The following is an 11,212-nucleotide window of genomic DNA, read 5'->3' as shown; positions in this document are numbered from 1 at the left end:
GACCCGCAAGGACTCCGCCGTCCACGTTTCTCTTTCTTCATCTTCACTTGTCAAACAGCCCGGGACCAGGAGGCCCCAACCTTCCAGAGAGGAAGGGTTCCGACACCCTTACCGACGATGGATGAACTCCAATCGACTTACGTCGACTGTTGTGTCACTCAACAAGGTGAGGAGCATCAGTGGCGCGTTCGCTCGCCTTGGTCAGTGACCCGGCGGCGCCGCGCTCAGTGGTCGGGTTATAGGCCCCACCCATCGGGGTTGTCAACGCCGATTGTCAGAAAATCGTCGCACGGTGGATTGTTGCGAAAACATTGGCGATTCCAGTGAGTTAGAGAGGCGCCGAGCGGCTGGATCGGGCCGGCGCGGAGAAAAAACCCAAAAAAAGTTTGGGCCCGAGGGGGGCTCCGGAAGCGGCATGGAGGTGCCTTGAACGCGGCTCGGTCGCGACCTGACGCGGCTAGGGGCGCCCGCCCGTGGAAGGCCCCTGGCTCCCGGCCGTTTAGGGAAACTTTTCCATATTAGGCGCCGTACTTGAGCCACAATCCCCCGGCGTTCTGGTACAGACAAAGCTTGAATCGCAGGGATGCCAGTGGGGGCTGCCGGCGGTTCGTGTGGGGTCAGAGGAAGGCGATCATACGATGAAGCGGCCTTCTTCAGACATTCGAGACACATCGAGAGATCTTTTTCCGCTTAGCTGTTCGTAATTTCGGCCGGTCCGTCATCTGGGCCTTCTGACCGCGGATGCCTATGCGGCTTGCCTTTTCCAGAGACGCCCCGAAGAGGGCGGCGTAAGGAGGGGCTCAAGACAGGACTGCTCGGAACGAGGCTGCTCGAAATCGGGCTCTCGGGTCGTTGATTGGGGGACTTGGGTTGAACCACAGGACGTCACGCGGCGCTTACGGGCGTGAGACCGGGATCATCGATCTCGGCCACGAGCCGCCGCTGTCCGTCGATGGTTCGGAAGCCGCCGTCATCGATCGCCGCCGTGTTTCGGTGCAATGGTTCAGCGGGACGATTCTAACCGGACTTTGCGGCGCAGCCCTGATCGGCGGCGCCGTTTTCGCTTCGCTCGATGGCGAGATGACCTTCGCCAAGGTGCCGGAGCGCGTCGAAGGCGCTCTGCGCGGCGCATTCGGCGCAGCCGATCGCGCCGCCACGCTGCACAAGAGCGACCGCCTGCCGCCCCCGAACGAATCCACGGCCTCGCGCAACATCGTGCGCGTCTCGACCGTCGCCCGCGTCGGCAACCGCGACGTGATGCGGGTGCGTCCCTTCATCCGGATTGCCGGCAATCTGTCGATGACGACGAGCGATCTGTCGGCGAAGATCCCGCCGTTCAACGCCCAGCGCCTTCTCACCGATGTCGGCTCCGATCCGAAGACGGCATCCGAGGATCCGAACAATCCGGAAGCCGTCGAACCCGACGCCGAGGTCTCGTTCGTCACCAAGGACCTCTCCCAGGTGCTGCCGAAAGCCAAGATTTCCGCAGTGGTGGCGCTCGACGACATCCTGATGCGGGTGCGCGATGCCGCCAATTGGCGCGGCAACGGCGGGGTGCGCTACGCCGCGCTCTCCAATGCTGCGGCCGACGTCTCCGGCGCGACCGGCCCGTCCGAGATCAGAAGCGCCTACGCCACCGAAGTTTCGCCGTCCGATCCCTATGCCGGCTTCGAGACGCGCGTGGTGCCGGAGAACGTCACGCTGCTGCCGAAGACCAAGGAACAGATCACCGGCGGCAATCCCAACGGCGAACGCGTCCACGTGGTCAAGAAGGGCGACAGCGTCGCCGGCGTGCTGCGTGATCTCGGCGCCACGGCCGAGGAGATCAAGGCGATCACCGCGACACTCGGGCCGCGCGGCCGCGACGGCGGCCTGAAGGAAGGCGAGAAGCTGCGCATCCTGATGGCGCCCGCAAGCCCTGGCGCCCGTCTGCAGCCCTATCGCGTCGTCATCGCCAACGAGACCATGGTCGAGGCGATCGCGGCGCTGTCCGATCTCGGCAAATACGTCGCGGTCGACGTCTCCAGCATGAATACCGTCGCCGAGGCGGCGGCGAACGCCAACAGCGACGACGATGACGACGATGACGGCACGGGCGTGCGGCTCTACCAGAGCATCTACGAGACCGCGATGCGCAACAAAGTGCCGATGCCCGTTATCGACGACATGATCAAGATCTACTCCTACGACGTCGATTTCCAGCGCAAGGTGGCGCCGGGCGATTCATTCGACGTGTTCTACGCCGGCGAAGACGAAGGCGTGACCGCGACCGAAAAGAACGACGTGCTGTTCGCTTCGCTCACGCTCGGCGGCGAGACCAAGAAATACTACCGCTACCAGAGCCCCGACGACGGCGTCGTCGACTACTATGACGAGACCGGCAAGAGCGCGAAGAAGTTCCTGGTGCGCAAGCCCGTCAACAACGCCATCATGCGCTCCGGCTTCGGCGGCCGCCGTCACCCCATCCTCGGCTATGTGAAGATGCATACCGGCGTCGACTGGGCCACCTCCTACGGCACGCCGATCTTCGCCTCCGGCAACGGCGTGATCGAGAAGGCCGGCCCCGAGGGCGGCTACGGCAAATACATCCGCATCAAGCATAACAACGGCTACGAGACCGCCTATGGCCATATGTCGGCCTTCGCCAAGGGCATGGAGCCCGGCAAGAAGGTGCGGCAGGGCCAGGTGATCGGCTTCGTCGGTTCGACCGGCGCGTCGACCGGCCCGCACGTCCACTACGAAATCCTGGTCAACGGCCGCTTCGTCGATCCGCTGCGTGTGAAACTGCCGCGCGGCCGCTCGCTGGAAGGCCCGATGCTGGCCGGCTTCGAGAAGGAGCGCGACCGGCTCGACGGCATGATGAGCGGCCGCGCCGGCGCGATCGCCCGGATGTCAGACGCAACCGGCGGACCGTTGCAGGTCACCAACCGGTAAAGCCGGCGAACCGGCCCAGATCGGCCGGACATCTTCAAACACGATCCGGATTTCAACACGATCTGGATTTGACGTCGTCGCGCGAGGCCCCCTTGGCGGCATCACAACGTCAAGTTTCGTTTGCCAAAGCGGAATGAGGAGCGAATACTTTCCAAAAAACGGGAGGTCTCGCCATGAAGAACAGGCTCGCCTGCGCAGCCTTCGTCGCTGCGATTGTCTCAGCAACCGGCGTTTCGGCCGAAAACTACGAGGTCACCCGGCTCGTCCCGGGCTCGGCGTTCCACGGCGTGCACGGGCTTGCGATCGACAAGGCCGGCCATCTGTTTGCCGGCAGCGTCGCGGGCGCGGCGCTCTACGAGATCGACATCGCCGGCGGTACCGCCAAGGTTGCAATCCCCGCTCCGATCGGAATGGCCGATGACATCGCGTTCGCGCCCGACGGCACCATGGCCTGGACCGGATTCCTGGCCGGCGATCTTTATTCGCGCAAGGGCGACGGCCCGATCAAGAAGCTCGCCAGCGGCCTTCCCGGTATCAATTCGCTCGCCTTCCGCAAGGACGGCAGGCTGTACGCCACCACCGTGTTCCTCGGCGACACGCTCTATGAGATCGACGTCGAGGGCGTCAAACCGCCGCGCCAGATCATGGAGAAGATGGGCGGCCTCAACGGCTTCGAGTTCGGTCCCGACGACAAGCTCTACGGTCCGCTCTGGTTCAAGGGACAGGTCGCAAAGGTGGACGTCGACAAGGCCGAGCTGACCGTCGTCGCCGACGGCTTCAAGGTCCCGGCCGCGGTAAACTTCGACTCCAAGGGCAATCTCTGGGTGGTCGACACCGCGCTCGGCCAGCTCGTTCGGGTCGATCCCAAGTCGGGCACCAAGACCATGGTCGCGCAATTGAAGCCGTCGCTGGACAATCTCGCGATCGACGACAAGGACCGAATCTACGTCTCCAACATGGCCGACAACGGCATTCAGGAGGTCGATCCGGCGACCGGCCAGGCGCGGCAGGTCATCATCGGCAAGCTCGCTTTGCCCGGCGGCATCGGCGTCACGTCAGAGAACGGCAAGGATACGATCCACGTCGCCGACGTGTTCGCTTATCGCACGGTGGACGGCGCGACCGGCGAGGTCACCGAGAAGGCCCGCATGCACGCCGCCGGCGTCACGCTCGAATATCCGATGAGTGCGACGGCGAAGGGCAACTATGTGGTGCTGTCGAGCTGGTTCACCGGCACGGTGCAGGTGATCGACGGCAAGACCGGCGCCACCCGCGACATGCTGCACGGCTTCAAGGCGCCGCACGACGCGCTCGTGCTTGCGGACGGCAGCATTCTGGTGGCCGAGCTTGGCACCAAATCGCTGGTCCGCGTCAGCGGCGAGCACGGCAAGGACCGCACCCCGCTGATCGGCGGCCTCGAAGGCCCGGTCGGGCTCGTCGGCGGATCGAGCGGCGAGGTCTTTGTCACCGAAGCCTTCGCGGGCGTCGTGTCCAAAATCGAGACGAACGGCGAAAAGACCGTGCTCGCCAAGGACCTGAAAATGCCCGAGGGGATCGCACGCGCCAAGGACGGCAAGCTGATCGTGGCGGAGGTCGGTGCCAAGCGATTGATCGAGATCGCTCCTGAGACCGGCGCGGTCACCGAGATCGCGGCCAATCTCCCGATTGGCCTGAGCGGTGCGCCCGGAGGACTGCCGACGCACATTCCGACAGGCGTCGCGGTCGGGGAATCCGGCACGATTTATTTCTCTTCCGACATCGAGAACGCGATCTACAAGGTCACGAAGAAATAAGTCCCCGCAGTAAGTTCGCCAACAACCCGCAAAACAAACCGCCCCGGAGAGATTGAGCTCTCCGGGGCGGCTTGTGGCTTCAGGCTTCGAATGCCGGCGATCAGTTCAACTTCCGCTTCGACACCGGCGCTTCGAACTGGGCGATCTCCGCGGTCTGCGGCGCCTTGCCGTTGAGGGTCAGCACGTTGCCTTCCGACGAGATCGCAACGCTATCACCGTCCTTGACGTCGCCGGCAAGGATCATCTCGGCGAGCGGATCCTGGACGTGACGCTGGATCACGCGCTTGAGCGGCCGTGCGCCGTAGGCGGGATCCCAGCCCTTGGCGGCGAGCCAGTCGCGGCCCGCAGCGTCGAGCGTCAGCACGATCTTGCGATCGGTCAAAAGCTTTTGCAGCCGCGCGAACTGGATTTCGACGATCCGGCCCATCTCGCTCCTCTGCAAGCGATGGAACAGGATGATCTCGTCGACGCGGTTGAGGAATTCGGGGCGGAAATGCCCCCGCACCATTCCCATCACCTGCTCGCGCACGGCCGAAGTGTCCTCGCCCTCCGGCTGGTTCACCAGAAACTCCGAACCGAGGTTCGAGGTCATGATGATCAGCGTGTTGCGGAAGTCGACGGTGCGACCCTGGCCGTCGGTAAGGCGGCCGTCGTCGAGCACCTGCAACAGGACATTGAAGACGTCGGGATGCGCCTTCTCGATCTCGTCGAACAGCACCACCTGGTAGGGCCGGCGCCGCACCGCTTCGGTCAGTGCACCGCCCTCGTCATAGCCGACATAGCCCGGAGGCGCGCCGATCAGCCGCGAGACCGAGTGCTTCTCCATGTACTCGGACATGTCGAGGCGAACCATCGCGGTCTCGTCGTTGAACAGATATTCGGCGAGCGCTTTCGTCAGCTCGGTCTTGCCGACGCCGGTCGGCCCCAGGAACATGAACGAGCCGGTCGGCCGGTTCGGATCCTGCAGCCCCGCGCGGGAACGGCGCACGGCGGTCGCGACCGCACGCACGGCCTCGGCCTGGCCGACGACGCGCTTGCCGAGCGAGTCCTCCATTCTCAGGAGCTTGTCCTTCTCGCCTTCCAGCATCTTGTCGACGGGCACGCCGGTCCAGCGCGAGACCACCTGCGCGATATGGTTGGCGGTGACCGCCTCCTCCATCATCTCGCCGGAGTTTTCCTTGGCCTCGATGTCTGCAAGCTGCTTTTCGAGCTCGGGGATCCGGCCATAGGCCAGCTCACCGGCCTTCTGGAATTCACCGCGGCGCTGCGCGTTGGCAAGTTCGACCCGCAAGCCGTCGAGCTCGGCCTTCAGCTTCTGGGCGTCGGAGAGCTTGTTCTTCTCCGCGCTCCAGCGTGCGGTGAGCGCCGCGGACTTCTCCTCGAGGTCGGCCAGTTCCTTCTCCAAGGTCTGCAGGCGGCTCTTCGAACCGGCATCGCTCTCTTTCTTCAATGCTTCCTGTTCGATCTTCAGCCGGATGATTTCCCGATCCATCGAATCCAGCTCTTCCGGCTTGGAATCGACCTGCATCTTGAGCCGCGCGGCCGCCTCGTCCATGAGGTCGATCGCCTTGTCCGGCAGGAAGCGGTCGGTGATGTAGCGGTTGGACAGCGTCGTGGCGGCGACCAGCGCGGAATCGGTGATCCGCACGCCATGGTGCTGCTCGTATTTGTCCTTCAGCCCGCGCAGAATGGAGATCGTATCCTCGACCGAAGGCTCGCTGACGAAGATCGGCTGGAAACGCCGCGCCAGCGCCGCGTCCTTCTCGACGTGCTTCTGGTACTCGTCGAGCGTGGTCGCGCCGATGCAGTGCAGCTCGCCGCGGGCGAGCGCAGGCTTGAGCAGGTTGGACGCGTCCATCGCGCCATCGCCCTTGCCGGCGCCGATCAGCGTGTGCATCTCGTCGATGAACAGGACGAAATTGCCCTCGCTTCCGGTCACCTCCTGGAGCACGGCCTTCAACCGCTCCTCGAACTCGCCGCGATATTTTGCACCTGCAATCAGCGAGCCGAGGTCGAGCGACAACAGCCTCTTGTCCTTCAGGCTCTCCGGCACGTCGCCGTTGACGATGCGCAGCGCCAGGCCCTCGGCGATGGCAGTCTTGCCGACACCGGGCTCGCCGATCAGGACGGGATTGTTCTTGGTCCGGCGCGACAGCACCTGGATCGTGCGGCGGATCTCCTCGTCGCGGCCGATGACCGGATCGAGCTTGCCGTCGCGCGCCGCCTGGGTGAGGTCGCGGGCATATTTCTTCAGCGCGTCATAGGCGTTCTCGGCGGTTGCGGAGTCCGCGGTCCGGCCCTTGCGCAGCGCTTCGATCGCCGCGTTGAGGTTCTGCGGGGTGACGCCGCCCTTGGCCAGGATCGCGCCCGCCTCGCTGTTTTTCTCCAAGGCAAGACCGAGCAGCAGCCGCTCGACGGTGACAAAGCTGTCGCCGGCCTTCTCGCCGGCCTTCTCAGCCGCGTCGAAAGTGCGGGCAAGTTCGGGCGCCAGATAGATCTGGCCGGCGCCGCCGCCTGAGACCTTCGGCACCTTGCTCAGGGCGTCCTCGGTCGCCTTCAGGATTGCGCGGGAATTGCCGCCGGCGCGTTCGATCAGGCCGGCAGCGAGGCCTTCATTGTCGTCCAGCAGCACTTTCAGAACGTGCAGGGTCGAAAACTGCTGGTGCCCTTCGCGCACCGCAAGCGACTGCGCGGACTGGACGAAGCCTCTGGAGCGTTCGGTATATTTGTCGATGTTCATATCGTGGTCTTTCCCTCGGCCTGCCCCTGGAGCCCTCTAAGGCACTCCAAACGACATCTTCATTGGGTTTCCGATTACCGCATTGACGTTTCTCAACCGGTAACGGTCGTTATCAGCCGGCGCTGGCGCCGGCCTGACCCAGATGTGGGAAGCGAGGCTTCGGACCGGAAGAGGCGAGTTCACAATTTCGTGCGCGGACCCGCCGCTTGGCGCCGGTGGGCCGAATCCCCTAAGTAGCGGCATGACACCTAGCGCAATGACAGCCAGCCAGACCGCCGAGATCACCGGCCTCTACCGCTACCCGATCAAGGGCCTGACGCCGGAGCCCCTGCCCCGCGTCTTCCTGCGAGCCGGCCAGACCCTGCCCGCCGACCGCCGCTACGCCATCGAGAACGGCCCCAGCGGCTTCGATCCGGAAGAGCCGCAGTGGAAGCCGAAGACCCAGTTCCTGATGCTGGCGCGGAATGAGCGGCTGGCTTCGCTCGACAGCCGGTTCGAGGACGCGACCAACCGCCTGATCATCCGCAAGGACGGCCAGATCGTCGCCAGTGGGGATCTCGAGACCGCGGCCGGGCGCGCCGCCATCGAGGACTATTTCAGGGACAACTTTCAGCCGGAGCTGAAGGGCCCGCCCAAGGTCCTGTCCAGCCGTGACCACAGCTTTTCCGACGTCGCCCGCAAGGTCGTGTCCATCATCAATCTCGACAGCGTCCGCGCGCTCGAGACCATGCTTGGCGGCGCCGTCGTCCACCCGCTGCGCTTCCGCGCCAATCTCTACGTGAAGGGCTGGCCGGCCTGGTCCGAACTCGACCTCGTCGGCCAGACGCTGGCGATCGGGCAGGCCCGGCTGCAAGTGGTCAAGCGCATCAAGCGCTGCCCGGCCACCAATGTCGACCCTGATACCGCGAGGCGCGATCTCGAAATCCCGGCTACGCTCTCGAGCAATCTCGGCCACATGGACTGCGGCATCTATGCCGAGGTGATCGCCGACGGCGACATCGGCGTGGGCGACGCGGTTGCGTTGGAACAGCCGAAGCTGGTGTGACGCGGCGCCGGCTCCACGTACTCCGTCATTGCGAGCGCAGCGAAGCAATCCAGATATCTATCTGCTGAGACGGTCTGGATTGCCTCGTCGCTTCGCTCCTCGCAATGACGGGGAGAAACCTCAGTTCGGCATCACATAGGCATAGATCCGGCCGCGCGAGACCGGTGCTTCGCGAACGCGGTTGCCGTTATTGCCGGAGATCATGATCGGATTGCCCTGCGCGTCGACGCCGGTGATGATGCCGACATGACCGCCCCGGCCGCCGCGCGACATGACCGCGATGGCGCCGACCTGCGGACCGGAGACGCGCGTGCCGTAATGCGCGAACGAGTTCGCCATGTCGGAGCCGGTGCCACGGTGGCCGGTTTTCTCAAGCACCATGTTCATGAAGCGCGCGCACCACAGGCTGCCGCGGCCGGTCGGATTGCCACCGACATAGCGGCGCGCCTCGGACACGAGGCCCGACCCGCCGCCAAAGCCGCCGCTGCTCGTCGCGCTATTGGCCATGCCGCCGACATTCGCGTCAGTGGCCAGGCCACCGCCACGCCTCGTGGCGATTCGACGGCTGGCGCGCGTGGTCATCCCGCCGCTGGTAACCATTCCAGCGTTGCCGCTCATAGCCATTGCACCGCTGCCGCTCGTGGCCATTCCACCGCTGCCGCTCATGGCGATGCCGCCGCTATTGGCGTTCGGGTCATAGCTGGCGAAGGTATTGCCGAAGCCGCTCGCCTGCAATTGCGCCGCGCCGCGCTCGAAGCGCGAGCTGCGTGCATGATATCGGTAATGATGATGTCTGCTGGCGTGATGCGCGTAAGCGTGCCGCTCTGCGCTATGACGATGAGGTCGTGCTGACGCCGGAGAGGCGAGTGCGGCGATCGCCGCGAAGAAAACAGCCAGCGCGACGACACAGCGCGACAGGCGAGACGCAAACAACTCGAACATTCTTCATCCTTCGTTGACACCCCCACTTCCCCGTCGGCCCGTGCGGTGGCCGACATCCGCGGGCTGTATCAGTATCCCGATGTGGCGAGAACAAGACGCGGTCGCGAAGATTTTGGACGATGATTAACAAGTGCTAGGATCGTATGCGCTGACTGCAGGACGGCATTCCAATGCCGCAGCCACCTCAGGGAGAAAACCGGATGCCTCACGCCCTCACGAAAGACAATTATCGTCTCTATTTCGAAGAAGCAGGCGCGGGCACGCCGATCATTTTTCTGCACGAATTCGCGGCCGACTACACCAATTGGGAGCCGCAGATGCGCTACTTTTCGCGCGGCCATCGCTGCATCACCTATTCCGCGCGCGGCTACACGCCATCGGACGTGCCTGACGGCGAGGTCTACGGCTACACACATTTCTACACCGATGCGCTCGCGGTGCTCGATCATCTGAAGATCAATCGCGCGCACTTCGTCGGCCTCTCGATGGGCGCCTATTCGTCGCTCCAGATCGGGCTCAACGCGCCCCAACGCGCGCTGTCGATGACGCTCGCCGGAGTCGGCTCGGGCTCGGAGATCGAGAACCTAGACGCATGGCGCCAGCAGTGCCGCGCCAACGCGGAGCAGTTCGAAGCGCTCGGCTCAGCCGAAGTCGCAAAAGTCACGCGCGAGGCGCCGAGCCGGATTCCCTTCCTGGTGAAGGACCCGCGCGGTCACGCCGATTTCTACGCCGCCCTGGCGCGGCACGACGCCAAGGGATCGGCGCGGACGATGCGCGGCTTCCAGGCCGGCCGTCCCTCGATCTTTACGATGACGGACGCGATCAGAGGCGTCACGACGCCGGCACTCATCATCTGCGGCGACGAGGACGATCCGTGCGTGGGCGCAAGCCTGTTCCTGAAGAAGCATCTGCCTGCGGCGGGGCTCGCCATGTTTCCGAAGTCCGGCCACGTGCTCAATCTCGAAGAGCCCGCCCTGTTCAACGAAACGGTGGAACGGTTCGTCACGCTGGTGGAAGCGGGACGATGGCCGGTACGCGATCCGAGATCGCTGGCGGCGCATTAGCGCTACGCTCGCAATGACGAAAAACTACTTCCTGCCGCCCCGCGTCAGCAGAAACACGCCCTGCTCGCCGAACAGATTCCACACCCACCAGGGCATCCGCAGCCGCAGCGGGCGGCCGTAGAGGTCGAGCGCCTCGGCACGTTCCATCTTGACGTCGATCGCGTCGCAGAGTTCGACGAAGTCCTTGATGGTACAGAAATGGATGTTGGCGGTGTCATACCAGCTTGCCGGCAGATTCTCCGTGCGCGGCATGTGGCCGCCGATCAGGAGCTGGAGCCGCATCTTCCAGAAGCCGAAATTCGGGAACGACACGATGGCGCGGCGGCCGATGCGCAGCAAATTCTCCAGCACCACTTTCGGCTGCCGCGTCGCCTGCAACGTCTGCGACAGGATCACGTAGTCGAAGGCGTCATCCGGATAATTCACCAGGTCGGTGTCGGCATCGCCCTGCACCACCGCAAGACCCTTGGCGACGCAGCGGTTGACGCCCTCGCGCGACAGCTCGATGCCGCGGCCGTCGACGCCGCGGGTTTCCAGCAGTTGGAGCAGGTCGCCCTCGCCGCAGCCGACGTCGAGCACCTTCGAGCCCGGCTTGACCATCTCGGCCACCAGCACATGGTCCGCGCGAAAATCACCGGGCTGCCCGGTCGCAACGCCGCCCAGCGGCAACGTTTCCTGTACAGACATGGCTAGC

General features: G+C 64.4%; 7 protein-coding genes. 4 read left to right on the top strand and 3 right to left on the bottom strand.

Annotation, left to right across the window (positions count from 1 at the left end; genetic code table 11):
* The first annotated feature begins 870 nt into the window (after nucleotides 1–870).
* Together AC0L3P_RS26850 and AC0L3P_RS26845 are read left to right on the top strand one after the other, a co-directional pair.
* On the top strand, nucleotides 871–2,934 hold the full coding sequence (locus AC0L3P_RS26850; RefSeq protein ID WP_473306492.1) for a peptidoglycan DD-metalloendopeptidase family protein: 2,064 nt from the start codon (nucleotides 871–873) through the stop codon (nucleotides 2,932–2,934).
* A gap of 173 nt (nucleotides 2,935–3,107) precedes the next feature.
* On the top strand, nucleotides 3,108–4,727 hold the full coding sequence (locus tag AC0L3P_RS26845) for a hypothetical protein (protein ID WP_473306489.1): 1,620 nt from the start codon (nucleotides 3,108–3,110) through the stop codon (nucleotides 4,725–4,727).
* Between the two features lie 100 nt (nucleotides 4,728–4,827).
* On the opposite strand, the gene clpB is transcribed toward AC0L3P_RS26845, so the two are convergent.
* Entirely contained in the window at nucleotides 4,828–7,467 is a 2,640-nt protein-coding gene (gene clpB, locus AC0L3P_RS26840; protein WP_473306486.1) for an ATP-dependent chaperone ClpB, read from the bottom strand.
* A gap of 256 nt (nucleotides 7,468–7,723) precedes the next feature.
* Here clpB and AC0L3P_RS26835 point away from each other — a divergent pair, with 256 nt between their 5' ends.
* Nucleotides 7,724–8,512: an MOSC domain-containing protein gene (locus AC0L3P_RS26835; protein WP_473306483.1), complete on the top strand. Its 789-nt coding sequence runs from the start codon at nucleotides 7,724–7,726 to the stop codon at nucleotides 8,510–8,512.
* Between the two features lie 120 nt (nucleotides 8,513–8,632).
* Here AC0L3P_RS26835 and AC0L3P_RS26830 read toward each other — a convergent pair whose 3' ends face one another.
* A complete protein-coding gene (locus AC0L3P_RS26830; RefSeq protein WP_473306480.1) occupies nucleotides 8,633–9,454 on the bottom strand; it encodes a TIGR02594 family protein in 822 nt (273 codons plus the stop codon).
* Between the two features lie 200 nt (nucleotides 9,455–9,654).
* Between AC0L3P_RS26830 and AC0L3P_RS26825 the strand changes: the two genes are divergently transcribed.
* Nucleotides 9,655–10,518 (top strand): alpha/beta fold hydrolase, encoded by an 864-nt coding sequence (locus AC0L3P_RS26825; RefSeq protein ID WP_473306478.1) that lies wholly within the window; start codon nucleotides 9,655–9,657, stop codon nucleotides 10,516–10,518.
* 24 nt (nucleotides 10,519–10,542) lie between these two features.
* Here the strand turns inward: AC0L3P_RS26825 and metW are convergent, their stop codons facing one another.
* Nucleotides 10,543–11,205: a methionine biosynthesis protein MetW gene (gene metW / locus AC0L3P_RS26820; RefSeq protein ID WP_473306476.1), complete on the bottom strand. Its 663-nt coding sequence runs from the start codon at nucleotides 11,203–11,205 to the stop codon at nucleotides 10,543–10,545.
* Between the last annotated feature and the right edge of the window lie 7 nt (nucleotides 11,206–11,212).

This window comes from Bradyrhizobium sp. WSM4874 (assembly GCF_055811835.1).
The sequence above is the reverse complement of the archived record's forward strand: the minus strand, read 5'-3'. Positions and strand labels throughout refer to the sequence as shown.

Excerpts from the sequence above, each read along its gene's own strand:
- AC0L3P_RS26845 (WP_473306489.1), top strand. The coding sequence starts at position 3,108 with ATGAAGAACAGGCTCGCCTGCGCAGCCTTCGTCGCTGCGATTGTCTCA.
- clpB (WP_473306486.1), bottom strand. The coding sequence starts at position 7,467 with ATGAACATCGACAAATATACCGAACGCTCCAGAGGCTTCGTCCAGTCC.
- AC0L3P_RS26835 (WP_473306483.1), top strand. The coding sequence starts at position 7,724 with ATGACAGCCAGCCAGACCGCCGAGATCACCGGCCTCTACCGCTACCCG.
- AC0L3P_RS26830 (WP_473306480.1), bottom strand. The coding sequence starts at position 9,454 with ATGTTCGAGTTGTTTGCGTCTCGCCTGTCGCGCTGTGTCGTCGCGCTG.
- AC0L3P_RS26825 (WP_473306478.1), top strand. The coding sequence starts at position 9,655 with ATGCCTCACGCCCTCACGAAAGACAATTATCGTCTCTATTTCGAAGAA.
- metW (WP_473306476.1), bottom strand. The coding sequence starts at position 11,205 with ATGTCTGTACAGGAAACGTTGCCGCTGGGCGGCGTTGCGACCGGGCAG.